The organism is Micromonospora sp. NPDC048898 (genome assembly GCF_043198035.1).
Taxonomy (GTDB): domain Bacteria; phylum Actinomycetota; class Actinomycetes; order Mycobacteriales; family Micromonosporaceae; genus Micromonospora.
Window position 1 is genome coordinate 1,220,260 of sequence record NZ_JBICUF010000001.1, and the last position, 16,344, is coordinate 1,236,603.

Consider the following 16,344-nt stretch of genomic DNA (forward strand, 5'->3'; position numbering starts at 1 on the left):
ACCCGTCCGGGGCGTCCGCGAACCAATGGGGGGTGCCCGGCCAGCGGACCGGACCAACCACCCCGACCTTTGGTCCGATTTGTCGCCGACACGCGGCTCAACTGCCCGTTCCGCCCTCCCAGTCGGTGTGCAATGAACCTCGTGACTGGCAGACGAGCGGCGTGGGACCACGAGGACCGTCCCAGCGACCCGGCGGTCGGCGGCGACCCCGGCAGCGAGCCTGCCGCGCCACGCGGTGCCGGGATCGCGCCGCAGCCCCGGCTGGTGCCCGGCGTCGACTCCGGTGCGCAGCGGCCCACACCGGCGGGCAGGGCCGGCACACCGGTCCGGCCGACCCCGGCGGCACCGGTGCCCAGCCCAGCCCGACCCGGCCCACCGAGCCCCACGGTCGCCCCGGCCCCCGGCGCGACCCCCGACTCGGCCCCCGGCTCGGACGCCGTCGAGGTGGAGCCGACCACCGGGGCGCCGGTGGACGCCGTGCCGAGTCGGGTGCCCGTCCGGCAGCAGAGCCGCCGGCACCGGGGCCGCCGGCCCGACAGCGACCTGCCGGAGGACGACGGCGCCTTCTGGGCTCCGATCGAGCAGGTGCACTGGGACGGCACCCCGGTCCGGGAGGACCCGTCGCCGGAGCGCGACCGCGGCTCACGACCGGCCGGGCGCCGAGCACCCAGCCGTGCCGTCCCACCACCGGATCCGCTGCCCGGACTCGCCGCGCTTGTGACACTGTCCCTGGTCACGGCCTTCTTCGCGTGGGTCAGCGCCGGCCCGCTCTGGCTCGCGGTCGGGCACTCCAGGGCGGGCACGGTGGTGATCACCGACTGCACCGGCGGCGGGCTCACCCAGCGGTGCCGGGGGATCTTCACGGCCGAGGACGGGCGGTTCATCGCACACGGTGTGCGGGTCGGCGGCGTGCCCGCCGGAGGGGACGCCACAGGTACGCCGCTGCCGGCCCGGATGACCGGCCCCGACGGCGGCACCGCGTACGCGGACACCGGAGTGGGCCGGCATCTGCGCTGGCTACCCGGCCTGCTGGTGATGCTGGGTTGCACCGTCGGGATCGTGCGGTGGACCGGGTCGGCGCGGCTGCCCGGCCGCCGGCACCGCCGCTGGGCCGTGGCCGTCGCCATCGCCGGCCCGACGCTGATCACCGTCGGTTTCCTGGCCGCCGCCTGGTGAACCCGGGTCTCCGCGCGACGATGGGAGCCTCGGTCAGCTGTGCACGATCGTGTAGACGTCCCGGCGGCGCAGCGCGTACTCGGTGGCGACGTCGGTGATGGCGTCGCGGCGCGACCGGCCGGCGGCCTCCCGCTCGGCGACCGCCGCGCGCAGGGTGTCGTCGTCGGGGCGCTCCGGGGCGGTCACCGGGGCCCCGGCCACCACCAGGGTGATCTCACCGCGCGGGTCTCCCTCGGTGGCCCACCGGGCCAGCTCGCCGAGGGGACGGCGGAGCACCTCCTCGTAGGTCTTGGTGAGCTCGCGGCAGAGCGCGGCCGGCCGATCCGCGCCGAACGTGTCGGCCAGGTCGGTGAGCGCCGCGCCGATCCGGTGCGGGGCTTCGAAGAAGACGAGCGTGCGCTCCTCGGCGGCGAGCGCGCGCAGCCGGGACCGGCGGGCGCCGGGAGTGCGGGGCAGGAAGCCCTCGAAGCAGAACCGGTCGCAGGGCAGCCCGGACACCGCCAGTGCGGTGGTGACCGCGCTCGGCCCGGGAGCGACGGTGACCGGCGCGCCGACGTCCAACGCGGCTCGGACCAGCCGGTAGCCGGGGTCGGAGACGCTCGGCATCCCCCCGTCGGTCACCAGGGCCACCACGTACCCGCCGAGGATGACCTCGACCAGCTCGGGCGTACGCCGCTCCTCGTTGCCCTCGAAGTAGGAGACGATCCGACCGCCGACGGTGATGTCGAGATCGCGGGCCAGCCGGGTGAGCCGGCGAGTGTCCTCGGCCGCCACCACGTCGGCGCTGACCAGCACCTCCCGGAACCGGGCCGAGGCGTCGGCGGGGTTGCCGAGCGGGGCACCGAGCAGGATCAGGCGCCCAGCTTCGGACATTTCACCCACGAATTCGTCTCCTTCATCGACAGCTGATACCGGTATCGGGGACGACGGGCGCCACCGGGCACCTTGGCAGCCTACGATCGCCGGGTGACGAGTGCGTCGACAGCGCAGAGCCCGAGCGTCGATCCTGCCAAGATGGTCGAGGTGACGGGCGAGCCCAGTCCCAACCAGGAGCCGACGGCACCGCCTGCCGGTGACGGCGGTGCGCCCGAGAGGATCCGGCGACGGTTCGCCACCGTCGACACCCAACTGGACCGGTTCTCCTGGGCGGCCACAGCGGTGGTGGTGGCCATCGCGGCGATCCTGCGTTTCGTCGGGCTGACAGACATCAAGGGCAAGATCTTCGACGAGACGTACTACGCCAAGGACGGCTACGGGCTGATCAGCCGGGGCGTCGAATGGAACTACAAGGACAACGGCCCGTCGTACGTGGTCCACCCGCCGCTGGGCAAGTGGCTGATCGGCCTCGGCGAGTGGGCCTTCGGCTACCAGGACGCCGACTCGAAGGTCTCCGTACCCGGGCACCTGGTCACCGCCGCACCGGAGCTCGGCTGGCGATTCTCGGCGGCCGTGGTCGGCACCCTGTCGGTGTTGCTGCTGGTCCGCATCGGTCGGCGGTTGTTCCGCTCGACGGTGCTCGGCTGCGCCGCCGGCCTGCTGCTCGCCCTGGACGGCTTCCACCTGGTGCTGTCCCGCACGGCGCTGCTCGACATCTTCCTGTTGTTCTTCGTGCTGGCCGCGTTCGGCGCGTTGGTGCTCGATCGGGACGCCCGCCGTCGCCGCTGGGCGCGGGCCCTGGACGACGGGCTCGACCCGAGCCAGCCGGGTCGGGCCGGGCGCCCGCCGACCGGTTGGCGCACCTGGCCGTGGTGGCGGCTGGCCGCCGGGGTCCTGATCGGGTGCGCCTGCGCGGTGAAGTGGAGCGCACTGTATTTCGTCCCGGCCTTCGCGCTGCTGGTCCTCCTCTGGGAGGTCGGCGTCCGCCGCTCGGCGGGGACCCGCCGACCCTGGCGGGACGCCCTGCTGGACGAGTTGCCCTGGCTGCTGCTGGCCGGCGTGCTCATGATCGGCACCTATGTCGCCACCTGGTCGGGTTGGCTGATCACCGACGACGGCTACTACCGGCTCGCGTCGGCCTACCCGGCCGCCCATCTCAGTGACCGCCCGGTGATCGGCCCGCTGATCAACCTCTACGAGTACCACCGGGCGGCGTACGGTTTCCACGCCCAGCTCGACGATACGCACAAATACCAGTCGTGGCCGTGGCAGTGGTTGCTGCTCGGCCGCCCGGTGGCGTTCCACTGGTCCGGTGACGTCGGCTGCGGCGCGCCGAGTTGCGCCTCCGAGATCCTGCTGTTGGGCACTCCGCTGCTCTGGTGGTCGTTCCTGCCCGCCCTGGCGGCGCTGGCCTGGCTGGGCGTGGCCCGTCGCGACTGGCGGGCCGGCGCGATCCTGCTCAGCGTGGCCGCCGGGCTGCTGCCGTGGTTCTGGTTCGCCCTCGACGGCCGGACGATGTTCTCGTTCTACACCGCCCCGGCGCTGCCCTTCCTGGTGCTGGCCGTGGTCTACGTGCTGGGTGCGATGATCGCTCCCGCCGGAGGTGACGTGGGCACGGTGGCGCCGCTGGTGCCCGGCGACCCGGCCTACGAACGCCGACTTGTGGGCAGCATCGCGGCCGGGGCGTACGTGCTCCTGGTGGCGCTCTGCTTCGCGTACTTCTATCCGATCTTCGTCGGCAAGAACATCCCGTACGCGGACTGGTTGTCGCGGATGTGGCTCGACGGTCGGTGGATATAAGCACCGACAGGCGACGCGCCGCACAGCGCGACGGAGAAGGGCCCGCACGCCGAAGCGTGCGGGCCCTTCTGACATAGACGCGCGCCCCGATCGCCTGCCACGGGGGAAGCGGGCGATTGGGGCGCGCATGAAGAGCTTAACCACCCCGCACCACCGGCACAACGGGTCAACTTAAGTCAGATTTCCGACCGATGGCGGCCGAATCGATGCTTGCCGTCGAGCAGTTGACCGAGGGTGACCCGGCGTGGACCCTGAGCGCGATGTCGATCGGCCAGGGGTGATCGTCGGCTCGGGCGGGACCGGCAGGACTGGAACCCGCACCAACCCGCGCGATCATCCAAAGTGGATCTCACTACACTGCGGGCCGTGATCAACTTCAGACGATCGGCGGCTGTCCTTCTCGGACTGTTGGCGACCACCGCGCTGACCGGGCCGGCCCCGGCGCGGGCAGACGAGGAACAGGCGCCGGAGCCGCCCCGGGTCGAGCTGGTGCTCGACGTCAGCGGCTCGATGCGCGCCGCCGACATCGACGGACGCAGTCGGATCTCGGTCGCCCAGCAGGCCTTCAACGAGGTCGTGGACGCGCTGCCGGAGGAGACCCAGCTCGGCATCCGGGTGCTCGGGGCGACCTACCGCGGTAAGGACAAGACGGTCGGCTGCCAGGACACCCAGCAGATCGTGCCGGTCGGTCCGGTGGACCGTGCCGCCGCCAAGGCCGCGGTGGCGACACTGCGGCCGACCGGCTTCACACCCGTCGGCCTCGCCCTGCGCTCGGCCGCACAGGATCTGGGCACCGGTGCCACCACCCGGCGGATCGTGCTGATCACCGACGGCGAGGACACCTGCGCCCCGCCGGACCCGTGCGAGGTGGCCCGGGAACTGGCCGCCCAGGGCACCAGCCTGGTCGTCGACACCCTCGGCCTGGCTCCCGACGAGAAGGTCCGGCGGCAACTGCTCTGCATCGCCAGCGCGACCGGCGGCACCTACACCGCCGCCCAGAGCGCCGAGGAGCTGACCGGCCGGATCAAGCAGCTCGTCGAGCGTGCCGGCGACACCCACACCCGGGCACCGACAGTCGTCGGCGGTGCGAACGCCTGCGACTCGGCGCCACTACTCGCCCCCGGGGTCTACGCCGACCGGGAGGCCTTCTCCGAGCACCGCTACTACCGGGTGCCGGTACGCCCCGGGCAGGAGCTGCGCGCGTCGGTCAGCATGGCGCTGGACCGCCCCGTGAACCGGGACTACGGGGTGTTGCTGCGGGCCACCGCGGCGGACGGTCGGGAACTGGTCCGCGGCGCGGACGCCGGAAGCGGGCGGGCCGACGTGCTCTCCGCCGGTTTGCGCTGGTCCGCCACCGCCGACGACGAGGATGCCGCGCAAACCGAGGAGACCGCCAACCCGGTCGTCGAACCCACCACCGTCTGCCTGGTGGTGAGCAACTCGTTCGCCCCGCGCCCCGGCACCGCGGCCACCCCGGGCATGCCCGTGGAGCTGACGGTCGACGTGGTCGCCGCCGCCCCCGCACCGGACGGACCGGACCTCGGCCGGGGTTGGGTGCTGCTCGCCCTGCTCACCGTCGCCGGGCTGCTCACCGGTCTACTCGCCGGCCTGCTCACCCGCTGGTGGGTCGCCACCTGGAGGGAGAACTGATGCCTACCGCACTGTTGCGTTCGCTGGCGGCGCTGCTCGCCGCCAGCGGGGCCGCGCTGCTCCCGGCCACGGCCGTCGCCGCGCCGACCCCCTCCCCCGGGGCCACACCGGTGAACCGGGCCGGTACCTCGTTCCTCAGCGCCACCCCGATCTCCGCCGGGCAACCGGTGCGGGTGGACGCCTCGATCGGCGACCACCTCTACTGGTCGTTGCCGGCGACCGCCGGTCAGGTGCGGGAGGTCAGCGCCACAGTCACCTTCCCCAAGGGACGCAGCGGCCCCTCCACCTGGACGGTCGACGTCTTCGACGGGTTGCGGCGTCGCCAGGCGTGCACCGCGGGCGCGCAGACCCCCACCGTGGACGCGAAGGCGACGAGCGTGGCGCTGGGCTGCACGCTGCGCGAGGTACGGCCGTGGGCCGAGCCCTGGTCGGCCGACCCGCTGCCCGGCACGTACGTCGTCCGGCTCTCCGTGACCGATCTGCCGGAGTCGGATCTGGGTGCGCCGATCGACGTGGACCTGCTGGTCGGCACCATCGCCGACCGGGGTTCCTCGGCCGACGACGGCGAGTTGGCTGCACCGCTGGTGCCGAACACCAAGGCGGGCACGGTGCTCAACGCCGTACCCCCGGTCGACCCGGAAGCCGACGACCAGAGCGACCCGCTCGCGGACTGGTTGCCGGACCTCGGCTCGCGCTGGGTCTGGACCAGCATCGGCGGCGTGCTCGCCGCGGTGGCCGGCGTGTTCGGTTTCGCGGTGACCCGACGGCCGCGGCGCCGCTGAACGACGCCCGGACCCGCTGGTGGCCCCGCCCGACGGTGGGGCCACCAGCGGGCTCAGGCGCGCCGGCGACCGCGTGGCAGCCAGCCGATGAACCGGCTCTGCAGTGACATCACCGGGGCGGCGCGCAGATCCTCCGTGGCGGCGGCAAGGCAGGAGCCCAGGTAGACGCTGAGCATCGCCCGGTCACTGCCGTACTCGGCCAGCAGCCGGCTGCGTTTCGTCGCGCACGGCCATTCGTCGCCGCAGGAGCCGCAGCTCCAGCAGGGGGTCTTCGGGGCGTGATCATCGGCCCGCACGCCCGGTCGTTCGGCACCATCGGTCATCGCACGTCCTTCCAGATGTCCACGGGTCTGGCCGGCAGCCGTGCCCGGCCGAGGTTCGATGGTCGTCCCCCCGGAGCCATCAGAGAGAGCGCTGCGCGACCCTCCGGTGATACATCCTTGCGGTACCTTCTCCGGTTGTGGGAGTCGGAAATTTGACGCTTGACCCGATGCTCCATCCCTACCGACGGGTAAGCCAGCACGATGCGTGACCTGTTGCCGTCGACTGTCGCGGTGGCCGTCGCCGGCCCGGACGACTGGGTCGGCGAGCTGCTCGCCGCCGAGCAGGCGTGCCTCAGCGACCAGGCCGTGCCGACCCGCCGGAGGGACTTCACCGCCGGGCGGGTCTGTGCCCGCCGGGCTCTGACCGGGCTCGGCCTGCCACCGACCGCCGTGCCGGCCGCCGAACGCGCGCCGGTCTGGCCCGCGGGGGTGGTCGGCACCATCACCCACACCGCAGGCTACTGCGCCGCCGCGGCGGCGCACACCAGCGACATCCGGTCCGTCGGAATGGACGCGGAACAACACCGCGAGATCAGCCCGGGAGTACGCAGACTCGTGCTGCTGCCCGAGGAGGAGGCCCACCTCGCGCGGTTGCCCAGCGGCATCTTCTGGCCGATCGTGCTGTTCAGCGCGAAGGAGACCGTCTACAAGGTCTGGCATCCGGTCGTCGGGAGCTGGTTGGATTTCCAGGACGCCCGGCTCGACATCGACCCGGACGCGGGCACGTTCACGGCCCGGATCGCGCCGGCCCGGATCGCCGAGGCGGACGTCGACGACCCACCGGCGACGATCAGCGGCCGCTTCGTCGTCGCCGACGGGCTCGTCCGCACCGCCGCGGTGCTCCCTCCGCGCTGAGCCCGGGGCGCTCGGCGCGACGGTCCGGCGGTCGGCCACGCACGGTAGCGTCGGTCGGGTTCCCGGAACCGCACGTACCGAGGCGTCAAGGAGTACGGTGACCCACCCCCAGCCCTCCGTCGGGCCGCACCACCACCAACAGTCGAACCAGCGGTCGTCATTTGTGGCGACAACGCAGCCGCCGTTCTCGGGCGCCGCGTATTCGACGGCCGGCGGTGGGCATCCGGGCACTGGCCGCCCATTCCCGGTGACCGGTCTGCCGGGCTATCCGCTCGTGGCGCCGGCGACGGCACAGACGAACGCCTCCAAGCGAACCGCCGTGGTCGTCGCGATCACCACGGCCGTGCTCACCCTGCTGTGCTGCGCGGGCGGCATCGTGGCGGCGGTCGTCAGCACCAAACAGGACGACGACGCCAAGACCAACGCGATCGGCACCACCGGCTGGAAGTCGTAACCCAGGCGCGGGGCGACCGGCACGCGCGGAGGGCGGGCACCCGTACGGGTGCCCGCCCTCCCTGTCAGTTGTGCCTCTGGCGTCAGCAGCCCGTCCAGCGCACCGGGGTGACTCGCTCCGCGTTGCGGAACCCGACGATGGTGCCCGTGTCCGAGATGGACCGGGCGCCGATGGCCACCCCTTCGCCGCCGCCCGGCAGCAGCCGGGAGGTCGCGCCGCGGGCGACCCGGTCACCGCCCACCACGACGCCCTTGGCGTTGACGTCGCCCAGCCACTGCAGCCGCTGGTCGAGCATCGTGTACGAGCCGTCCCGCAGGTTCCACCGCACCTTGTCCCAGCTGCCGTTCAGGTCGACATTGCCGATCGCCCAGTGACCCGCCGCCGTGCTGACCTGGGCCGTCTGCGCGCCGGGGACCGTGAGTGCGTCGAAGCGGCCGTTCGGCCGGCGGACCCAGCTGGTCCAGGACGCGAATTCACCGGCGAAACCGACGATGGTCCCGTTCGCCGTGATCCCCATCGGCTGGGCGTTGGCCGGGGCGTCGAGCACCTCGACCGTGCCCGGCCGGGTTGCCGGCCAGCGCAGCGCGAAGAACTCCCCCGTGTCGACGTCCGTGCCGCTGCCGACGATGTCGCCGGCCTTGTTGATGGCAATGACGGAGACGCCCGTGGAGGACGGCACCACCGGCAGTTGCTCGACCTTGCCGTCGCGGTACCGCCACGGCTGGCCGGGGCCGCTCTCGCTCCAGCCGTTGCCGATCACGACGCCGTCGGCGTTGACGTCGGCGGGGGTCGCCATGCTCGGTGCCTCGACCTCGGTGAGCCGATCCCCGTCCCAGAACAGCAGCAGGTACTGGTTGTCGGTGCCCTCTTTCCGCAGGGCCGAGCCGGCGACGAAGCGACCCGTCGGGTCGATGGTGTTCGCGTCGGCACGATAGGTGTCGGCCGGGTACGGCAGCGTGCCGATCTTGCAGGTGCCGAGGGCCACCGGCCTGGGCGCGGCGGTCGCCGGGGTGGCGACAGCGACGCCGAGAGAGGCGGCCAGCAGTCCGGTGGTGGTGATGCCGGCCAACGTCCGGCGTCGTGCGGTGCGCGTCATCTTTTCTCCCCGTGTCAGCCCGGGTGATCCCGAGCGCCGACTTCTACTGGTGACACACGCGACCAGGCCGCACGGTTGCAGCGCGTCGGGGAGGAGACTCAGCGGAACTTCTGTGCCCACGGTTGAGCAGCGGTGACGACCGGCCCGCCGGTGCGTACCGATTCTTCGATGGCGAGGCTGATCACATGGTCCTGAGACGCCTCGGCCAGGGGGTACGGCGCCGGGCCCTCGTCGCGCGCCCACGCACCGGTGCGGGCGACGATGTCCGCCACCGCGATGTCGTCGTCGGACATTCCACTGCCGACGAACGGATTGCGATAGACCACGACGCCGTCGAAGCTGATGTGCTTCAGGTCGAGCCCCTCCAGGTTGAGGTCGAGCCCGGTCTGCCGGCGCACCAGGGACGACTCCACAGGTGTCTCCGGGTCGACGAGGCGGACGACCCGGTCGTCCACCAGCTCGCCGAGTGACCCCCGGACCACCAGCCGGCGTGCGCGCAGCGGATTCCACCACTGGTTGTCGGTGAAGTCGTACAGGCCCATCCGTCCGCCGAAGTCGATGGTCGCGAGGGTGGTGGTGAGCTGCTGCGGGGTGCTGTCGGCCCGCCAGCCGGCCGACGACAGCGGGTCGGCCAGCGGTGCGACGAAGGCGCGCGCGCTGACCTCGGCGGCATCGAAGCCGACGCCGAGCAGGCCACGGATCAGGGAGACGGCGTGGTAGAGGTGCGTCGAGGAGAGTTGGACTGAGGTCGGCTCGCCGAGCACCCCGGCGCGGACCAGACCCAGCCGGGCCGCGTGCCCGGGCATCAGCAGGTACTGCTCGGCGACCTGCACCAGCCCGCTGCCGCCGACGTCGGTCCAGAGTGACCGCAACCCCGCCAGGTCGGGGGCGGGCGGCGTTTCGGCGAGCACCGGTACGCCGGCCGCGACCAGCTCGCGGGTCACGTCGGGCGTCACGGGCCAGGGCACCGACACGATGACGAAGTCCGGTCGCTCGTGGGCGAGCAGGTCGGCCGTCGTGCGAAAGGTCGGCACGCCCCACTCGGCCGCGACCACGGCACCCCGCGACTCGGTACGCGTGACCACCCCGGTCACCCGGAACCGTTCCGGTAGGAGGCGAGCCAGGCGGAGGAAGAACTCACCCCGCCAGCCACTGCCGACGATGCCGAACCGGGTCTGGGTCGCCGCTGTCATCTGGGCTCCTCTCGTCGAGACCCGGATGCTAGTCGCCGGCCCCTCGACTGCCCGACGGATTCGAGCCGTACGGGTTCTCGGTCCTTTTTGTATGGCTTGTCGCACCGGCCGAATTTGACCATCAATCCGTGCCGTAATTGGCGGACAGTAATCGCCGGGCAACCGCCCGTGCGGCTGTCATGCTCCAGAGAGGAACGGGGATGCAAGGATCCTGGCGTAAGGCGGCACTCGCGGCCACCCTGTCGATCGTCGGTGTCTCGGCCGGCTTGGCCCTGGCGGCACCCGCGCAGGCGCAGACCGTGGAGTCCGGTTCGGTCTCCTTCGGCGGTGAGCCCGGCGAGGTGATCACCGGTGGCAACTCCTACTCGTACTCCACCGACGACGGCGACCAACTCACGACGAGCAGCCCGCTCGACAACAGCCGCGTGTCGATCAGCATCAGCGGATACAACGGCGACCAGTGGTCCCTCACCTTCGACGCGCCCGGCAGCGCGACACTGACCCCGGGCACCTATGCGGCAACGACCCGGTACCCGTACAACGGGGCCGGCCCCGGCCTCGACCTGTCCGGCAATGGGGAGGGCTGCGACGAGGCTACCGGCGCCTTCACGATCATCAACGCGGTGTTCGGCTCCAACGGCTACGTGCAGACCTTCGACGCCACCTTCGAGCAGTACTGCGAGGGCGGGACGGCAGCTGCTCGCGGCGAGGTGCACATCGCCAACCCGCCGCCACCCGAGCGGCTGGAGCTCCAACTCGCCGTGGCGACCGCCGGCACCGCCAACCGGATAAACGGCAACGCGGTCCTGCACGGCACTGTGACCTGCAGTCAGCCGATCTCGGTGTCACTGGACGGCACGGTCACCCAGATCGTCCGGAAGGTGATCGTTCGCGGCACCTTCTCCACCCAGGTGACCTGCACCCCGGGCAGCCCGATCCCGTGGACGGCCGCGGCCGTCCCGACCGGCACCACCCCGTTCGCCAAGGGCCTGGCCGAGGCCATCACCCGGGCCAGCGGCTACGACACCCACTACGACGAGTACGTCATCGTGAGCGACACCTCGATCGTGAAGCTCACCCGGTCCTGACCCTGTCGACGCCTGGCGGCCGGGCACGACCCAACCGCCAGGCGCTACGGTGGCCGGGCACGGCCTGGCCCCACGGCGCGACAGTGACCGGGCACGACGTGGCCCCGACGCCCGACAGCGACCGGGCACGGCCTGGCGCCAGGCGCCACGGTGGCCGGGTCCGCGACGGAAGCACGACGAAAGATGTCACAGATGGCTGCCAACCCCGTGCGCACCGCGCCTCGCCCAGCGGTCACGACGGCGAACCAGTCACCGCCCTCGTTGGACTACTACCTGATCCTGCCTCGACCCGGTGACCCCGATCCGGCCACCGCGGTCGGAGGCCTCGTCGTCGAGGAGTTCACCCGCGAGCACGACCACGTCAGCACGGGCCTGGACAGCGCGGGCTGGACGCCGGCCACCGGCTGGTGGAGTTCCGCCTCACTCAGCCGTGCCCTCCGCACCGACCCGGCCACGCTGGCGCGGGTGGTGCCCACCTCTCGCGCCGAGGCCGAGGGTCACTACCGCACGCTCGGCGGCGGGAAACTGCCCGACGAGGCGGTGCTGCGCTCGTACTTCCTCGCCCACCAGCCGATCCCGACCGCCGCGCCACTGCGGCTCGGCCCCGCACAACCGCCGGCCGGCTACCACGAACGGCGCGTCTACCGGGTCCTCTTCGCCAAGGATCTCCACCCGGACCAGGTGACGGACCTCCGGGCAAGCTGGCGCACGCCCGATGACGGCACGGGCGCCTCAGCCGCGAGCGGCCACCTGGAGGCGGACGCCAACCAGTTCAGCTGGGAGCTACGACGGGTCGTCAGTGGACACCCCGCTCGGACCGCTGCGCCGCGTCGTACTGCCACAGCTGCGGCACGGCCCGGATGACGCCCGCCACGGACAGGACGGTCAGCACTCCACCCACGGAAATCGCCGGGCGCGGTCCCCACCGCGGCGATCATCGACGCGACCCACAACCGCCCGGTACGCCCGGTGTCGGCCATCGCCACGCCCTCGCAATCTGTGAACGGCAGCCAGTCCGAGAGTGGCCAGTTGGGGACCCCTGGGCAGCTCAGTTCGCAGCTGCGACCAGATCCCGCGTCTTCGTGCGCTTGACCTTCCCACTCGTGGTCACCGGGATGGCGCCGGTCGGAAGCAGCACGATCTTGGCGATGTCGACGCTGTGCTCAGCTGCGGCCATTTTCCGGATCGCCGACTCGATTGCATCCCGGTCCCGGTCGTCCAGCGGGAGCTCGAGCCGAATCTCTGCTGCCATTGCCAGCTGTTCTCCCTGAACCCCGTACGGGACGACGGCGCACCGACGGCCGTTCAGCTCGGCGACGCCACGCTCCACGGCGTGTTCGATGTCCTCAGGCTGCAACAGTCGACCGTTGAACCTGATCAGATCGGCGAGCCGGCCGCAGACGAAGAGCTCGGTCTCCCAGAGGAAGCCACGATCGCCGGTGCGGAAGTACGGCTGATCGTCGAAGGAGCCCGCAAGGCGGGCGTTGAAGACGTCACTGGTGGGACCCTGCCAGTAGCCATGGGCCACGCTCGGCCCGTGCAACCAGATCTCGCCGAGCTGACCGGGCGGGCATTCCTCGAGGCTCTGCGGATCGACGATGCGAACCGCAAGCCCCTCGGGCCGCAGCCCGCAGCTGACCAGTTCGAGCCCGGCAGCAGGATCTTCGACGGCGAAACCGGTCTGCAGGGCGGCTCGGTCGAACCTGACCGTCCGGGGCCCGCCCCGGGGCCGAACGCCGCTGACGAACACGGTGTTCTCGGCGAGCCCGTAGCAGGGCGCCACCGTCTCGGCCCGGAGTCCCGCTAGGCGGAAATGCTCGGCAAACTGGCGCATCGTGTCCGGGCGGACCGGCTCCGCCGCGTTCAGCAGCGCCCTCATCGAGCTCAGGTCCAACTGTTCCACCGTGTCGGCCGGCACTCGTCGTACGCAGAGGTCAAACGCGAAGTTCGGCGCCGCCGTCAAGTTGCCGCCAACCTCACCGATCGTACGCAACCAGGATGCGGGGTCCTTGAGGAACGCCAACGGCGAGATCATCGTCATCGTGCCGCCACGCAGCACGGTGTACATCATGAGCGCCAAGCCCATGTCGTGAAAATGTGGCAACCAGGAGACCATCTCCAGGTCGTCAACCTGAGGCGCGATCCCGCGGTAGAACTCGTCGAGCATGCGTAGGTTGTGCCGGTAGTTGCGGTGGCTCACCAGCACGCCCTTGGGCACCCCGGTGGAGCCGGAGGTGTACTGGATCAATGCCAGATCGTGGACCGGCCTGTCCGGTACCGGGCCGACCGGGGCCGAGACTGCGGCTGGCACGGTAAGTACCGTGCCAGGCACGGATTCCGCCAGCTCCGCTGTAGTGATCGACGCTCGCGCCTGGGCATGCATCGCGGCCATCTCGCCCGCCCGGCCCGGAGGCACTGGAACGGCCACCGCGCCTGCGTACCAACAACCGAACAGCGCCGGCAGGAAGTCCACGTCGAGTGGGAACGCGAGCACGACCCGGTCCCCTGGTCCGACGAGTTCGCCGAGAGACCGGGCCACGGCTCGAGCCCGCTGGTCGACCTCGGCCCAGGTGAGAGTCGGCTGACCCGACACCCGCAAAGCGGGGTGATCGCCGCAATTGAGAGCGTTGCGCTGCAGAAGCTCAATCATACGTATTTTCTCATTTCAAAGACTCGTCGATCCGATGCCCGGGCTCGCGATTCCCAGGTCCTCTGCCCAGCTAGGCCACTGTGCTGCCGTGCTTTTCGGCGAGCGCTTCGTCGATGGTTGTGGCCGGCCCGCTGACCGGGCGCCTGGCGGGTAGCCACAGCGCGGTCGTGAGGGCGCCCAGCAGGCAGACGATCGTGGCGCCGAGGGCTGCGTAGTGCATGGCGGCGACAAAGGCGTCGTTGGCGTGCGCGATCAGTTGCGTACCGTTGGTGTCCGACTGCTGTGCCACCGCGTACGCACCGGATATGTCGTGCCTGGCAACCTCGGCCGCCGTCGTGGGCAGGCCGTCGGTCGCCTCACCGATGCGGCCTCGATAGACGGAGGCAACCACCGCACCTAGCGTGGAGACGCCGAGCGCGCCACCGAGCTGTCGCATGGTGTTGTTGACCGAGGACCCGACACCCGCCTTTTCCGGCGGAAGAGCCGACATGATCATCTCAGTAGCGGGAGGGATCACGTGTGCCATGCCCGCACCGCAGATGAAGAACGCCATGCCGACGACCCAGATCGGCGTCGCGGTGCCGACGACGAGCCAAACCGCCTGGCTGACGGCGACCAGCAACAGACCAGCCGTGCTGACCGCCTTCGGGCCGAAGCGTTTGACCATGGCGGCGCTGCGCGGCGCGAGGGCTATCTGACCGATGGCAAACGGCAGATACAAAGCGCCAGATGCGAGCGGGCCGTAGCCGCGGACCAGCTGCAGGTAGAAGGCAGCCAGGAACAGCGTACCCATTGCCGCAAAGAAGACCAGACCAATGGCGCCGGTCGAGGCGGAGAACACGCGGTTGGTGAACAGCCGCACATCCAGCGACGGAGAGTCCAGTCGTCGTTGGAGGGCCACGAAGCCGGTAAGTACAACGGTTGCGGCGACCAGGCTGCCCCACGCGGACGGAGTGTCGAAGCCGTCCTCGCCGCCCTTGATCACGCCATAGGTCAGGAGAGTGAGGCCGGCGACCGACAACAGCACACCCACCACGTCGAGGCGACCCGACCTGGGCGCTCGTGACTCGGGCACCAACACGGCGACCAGAACAATGCCCAGCACGACGAGGGGAACATTGATGAGGAAGACCGACCCCCACCAGAATCGCTCGAGTAGCAGTCCGCCCACGATTGGGCCGATCGCGACTCCAAGACCAGCAGCGGCCGCCCAGACGCCGATAGCTCGGCCGCGCTCCCGCGCGTCGAAGACGTTCGCGATGATCGACAGGGTGGCCGGCATCACCGCGGCGGCACCCAGACCCATCACCGCGCGAGTGGCGATGAGGTGCTCAGGCGAGCCCGCGTAGGCGGAGGCCAACGATGCGAGTCCGAAAGTCGCCAGACCGGCGATCAAGGTAATCCGTCGGCCCATTCGATCGGCCATGATGCCTGCGGTGAACAGCAGACCGGCGAAGACCAGGGTGTAAGAATTGATCATCCACTCGAGCTGGCTCTGCGTGGCATCCAGCCCGTGCCGCGGATCGGCGATCGTTCGCAGCGCAACATTGAGAACTGTGGTGTCAAGGACGACCACCAGCAGGCTGATGATCAGCACGCCGAGGATGCCCCACCGGCGCGGCTGCACTGCCGGCGTGGAAAAGGGTGCCTCCATTACTTTCTCCGATCCGGAGTGGAATGACATTCCTCCCTGCCTACGGCACCAGGTGAGGAGCGGTCGAAAGAGGAGTGATCCGTACTGGGGTTGTGGGTACGGACGGTTTCGCTCATCCGCCGTACCCACACACCAGCAGGTCCCGCCAAGACCGGTTCAGTTCAGAGGCCCTGAGGGAAAGCAACCCCCGCACGTGCCGGCAGCAGCAGACGAGGCGAGATCCTCGAAGCTGCCTCGATAGCTGCTGCCGTTCTCGTTCAGGATGTAGACATCGTTCAAGTTCGTCAGGCCGGAGTAGGGGGTAATGAGCACCTTGCGCCCGGACTGGTTGATGTGTTCAGCGAGAAGCACGAATTGATTCGTGTTGTTCACGATCGAGGAAACGGAGTCCTGAAGGCTGGCCCCGTTGGTGTAATGGCTGTTGCGGAAATCATTGATGACCCCCACATATCCACCGCTGGCCGGGTTCAGCCGAGGCTGAACGCTCGCGCTCCCGGTGGCGTTGGTGTTCTGGTACAGGCAGACCCAGTCTGTCGGGCAGGGATATGCCGCCTGTGCGGTGCCGGGGAGGAACCCGAGGCTGAGGATGGTGGTGGCGACAGCAACGGGCGCGCTCCAGATCATGCGTCTTTTCACGAGTTTCCTTGTGCTCTGTTGGTTCAGGACGGCAGTCCTGCCAATGACCGCGCGTTGGTGCGCAGTGGCCTTGGTCACAATTGCTCCTGGACCTCAATGGATACGACGCAA

Annotated in this window: 15 protein-coding genes; 8 read left to right on the forward strand and 7 right to left on the reverse strand. The window is 70.5% G+C overall.

The genetic code is table 11. The annotated features are described in order from the left end of the window. Positions 1-132: 132 nt before the first annotated feature. Complete coding sequence (locus ACGFIQ_RS05720; protein WP_393239632.1) at positions 133-1,176, forward strand: hypothetical protein; 1,044 nt, start codon at positions 133-135, stop codon at positions 1,174-1,176. 33 nt (positions 1,177-1,209) lie between these two features. Here the strand turns inward: ACGFIQ_RS05720 and rsmI are convergent, their stop codons facing one another. Next, positions 1,210-2,049: a 16S rRNA (cytidine(1402)-2'-O)-methyltransferase gene (gene rsmI / locus ACGFIQ_RS05725; protein ID WP_393240378.1), complete on the reverse strand. Its 840-nt coding sequence runs from the start codon at positions 2,047-2,049 to the stop codon at positions 1,210-1,212. 93 nt (positions 2,050-2,142) lie between these two features. On the opposite strand from rsmI, the gene ACGFIQ_RS05730 reads away from it, so the two are divergent. From ACGFIQ_RS05730 to ACGFIQ_RS05740, 3 genes are all read left to right on the forward strand, one after another. Further along, positions 2,143-3,852, forward strand: a complete 1,710-nt coding sequence (locus tag ACGFIQ_RS05730) for a dolichyl-phosphate-mannose--protein mannosyltransferase (RefSeq protein ID WP_393239635.1) — start codon at positions 2,143-2,145, stop codon at positions 3,850-3,852. A gap of 366 nt (positions 3,853-4,218) precedes the next feature. After that, a complete protein-coding gene (locus ACGFIQ_RS05735) occupies positions 4,219-5,502 on the forward strand; it encodes a VWA domain-containing protein (protein WP_393239638.1) in 1,284 nt (427 codons plus the stop codon). Then, positions 5,502-6,284, forward strand: coding sequence for a peptidase (locus ACGFIQ_RS05740; protein WP_393239641.1), 783 nt, complete (start codon positions 5,502-5,504; stop codon positions 6,282-6,284). The genes ACGFIQ_RS05735 and ACGFIQ_RS05740 overlap by 1 nt, the downstream gene beginning before the upstream one ends. Before the next feature lie 53 nt (positions 6,285-6,337). Here the strand turns inward: ACGFIQ_RS05740 and ACGFIQ_RS05745 are convergent, their stop codons facing one another. Further along, complete coding sequence (locus ACGFIQ_RS05745; protein WP_357075701.1) at positions 6,338-6,607, reverse strand: hypothetical protein; 270 nt, start codon at positions 6,605-6,607, stop codon at positions 6,338-6,340. Positions 6,608-6,808: 201 nt separating this feature from the next. Between ACGFIQ_RS05745 and ACGFIQ_RS05750 the strand changes: the two genes are divergently transcribed. Both ACGFIQ_RS05750 and ACGFIQ_RS05755 read left to right on the forward strand, forming a co-directional pair. Next, positions 6,809-7,462, forward strand: coding sequence for a 4'-phosphopantetheinyl transferase (locus ACGFIQ_RS05750; RefSeq protein ID WP_393239644.1), 654 nt, complete (start codon positions 6,809-6,811; stop codon positions 7,460-7,462). 247 nt (positions 7,463-7,709) lie between these two features. Continuing rightward, complete coding sequence (locus ACGFIQ_RS05755; RefSeq protein ID WP_393239647.1) at positions 7,710-7,916, forward strand: hypothetical protein; 207 nt, start codon at positions 7,710-7,712, stop codon at positions 7,914-7,916. Between the two features lie 82 nt (positions 7,917-7,998). Here the strand turns inward: ACGFIQ_RS05755 and ACGFIQ_RS05760 are convergent, their stop codons facing one another. Both ACGFIQ_RS05760 and ACGFIQ_RS05765 read right to left on the reverse strand, forming a co-directional pair. After that, on the reverse strand, positions 7,999-9,012 hold the full coding sequence (locus ACGFIQ_RS05760) for a hypothetical protein (protein WP_393239650.1): 1,014 nt from the start codon (positions 9,010-9,012) through the stop codon (positions 7,999-8,001). Between the two features lie 98 nt (positions 9,013-9,110). Further along, positions 9,111-10,205: a Gfo/Idh/MocA family protein gene (locus ACGFIQ_RS05765; RefSeq protein WP_393239653.1), complete on the reverse strand. Its 1,095-nt coding sequence runs from the start codon at positions 10,203-10,205 to the stop codon at positions 9,111-9,113. Between the two features lie 200 nt (positions 10,206-10,405). Between ACGFIQ_RS05765 and ACGFIQ_RS05770 the strand changes: the two genes are divergently transcribed. Both ACGFIQ_RS05770 and ACGFIQ_RS05775 read left to right on the forward strand, forming a co-directional pair. Next, a complete protein-coding gene (locus tag ACGFIQ_RS05770; RefSeq protein WP_393239656.1) occupies positions 10,406-11,293 on the forward strand; it encodes a hypothetical protein in 888 nt (295 codons plus the stop codon). A gap of 192 nt (positions 11,294-11,485) precedes the next feature. Further along, a complete protein-coding gene (locus ACGFIQ_RS05775; RefSeq protein WP_393239659.1) occupies positions 11,486-12,157 on the forward strand; it encodes a hypothetical protein in 672 nt (223 codons plus the stop codon). Between the two features lie 184 nt (positions 12,158-12,341). On the opposite strand, the gene ACGFIQ_RS05780 is transcribed toward ACGFIQ_RS05775, so the two are convergent. The 3 genes from ACGFIQ_RS05780 to ACGFIQ_RS05790 all read right to left on the reverse strand — a co-directional run bounded on the left by ACGFIQ_RS05780 (position 12,342) and on the right by ACGFIQ_RS05790 (position 16,311). Then, the gene (locus ACGFIQ_RS05780; RefSeq protein WP_393239662.1) at positions 12,342-13,943 is read right to left on the reverse strand and encodes a fatty acyl-AMP ligase; all 1,602 of its coding nucleotides are present in this window, start codon (positions 13,941-13,943) and stop codon (positions 12,342-12,344) included. A 70-nt stretch (positions 13,944-14,013) separates the two neighbouring features. Next, complete coding sequence (locus tag ACGFIQ_RS05785; protein WP_393239665.1) at positions 14,014-15,597, reverse strand: DHA2 family efflux MFS transporter permease subunit; 1,584 nt, start codon at positions 15,595-15,597, stop codon at positions 14,014-14,016. Between the two features lie 156 nt (positions 15,598-15,753). Beyond that, the gene (locus ACGFIQ_RS05790; RefSeq protein ID WP_393239668.1) at positions 15,754-16,311 is read right to left on the reverse strand and encodes a peptidase inhibitor family I36 protein; all 558 of its coding nucleotides are present in this window, start codon (positions 16,309-16,311) and stop codon (positions 15,754-15,756) included. Positions 16,312-16,344 lie beyond the last annotated feature (33 nt).

Bases quoted from the DNA above. Each gene is read 5' to 3' on its own strand.
- rsmI (WP_393240378.1), bottom strand. From the start codon at position 2,049: ATGTCCGAAGCTGGGCGCCTGATCCTGCTCGGTGCCCCGCTCGGCAAC.
- ACGFIQ_RS05765 (WP_393239653.1), bottom strand. From the start codon at position 10,205: ATGACAGCGGCGACCCAGACCCGGTTCGGCATCGTCGGCAGTGGCTGG.
- ACGFIQ_RS05720 (WP_393239632.1), top strand. From the start codon at position 133: ATGAACCTCGTGACTGGCAGACGAGCGGCGTGGGACCACGAGGACCGT.
- ACGFIQ_RS05785 (WP_393239665.1), bottom strand. From the start codon at position 15,597: ATGGAGGCACCCTTTTCCACGCCGGCAGTGCAGCCGCGCCGGTGGGGC.
- ACGFIQ_RS05740 (WP_393239641.1), top strand. From the start codon at position 5,502: ATGCCTACCGCACTGTTGCGTTCGCTGGCGGCGCTGCTCGCCGCCAGC.
- ACGFIQ_RS05775 (WP_393239659.1), top strand. From the start codon at position 11,486: ATGGCTGCCAACCCCGTGCGCACCGCGCCTCGCCCAGCGGTCACGACG.
- ACGFIQ_RS05770 (WP_393239656.1), top strand. From the start codon at position 10,406: ATGCAAGGATCCTGGCGTAAGGCGGCACTCGCGGCCACCCTGTCGATC.
- ACGFIQ_RS05760 (WP_393239650.1), bottom strand. From the start codon at position 9,012: ATGACGCGCACCGCACGACGCCGGACGTTGGCCGGCATCACCACCACC.
- ACGFIQ_RS05750 (WP_393239644.1), top strand. From the start codon at position 6,809: ATGCGTGACCTGTTGCCGTCGACTGTCGCGGTGGCCGTCGCCGGCCCG.
- ACGFIQ_RS05780 (WP_393239662.1), bottom strand. From the start codon at position 13,943: ATGATTGAGCTTCTGCAGCGCAACGCTCTCAATTGCGGCGATCACCCC.
- ACGFIQ_RS05745 (WP_357075701.1), bottom strand. From the start codon at position 6,607: ATGACCGATGGTGCCGAACGACCGGGCGTGCGGGCCGATGATCACGCC.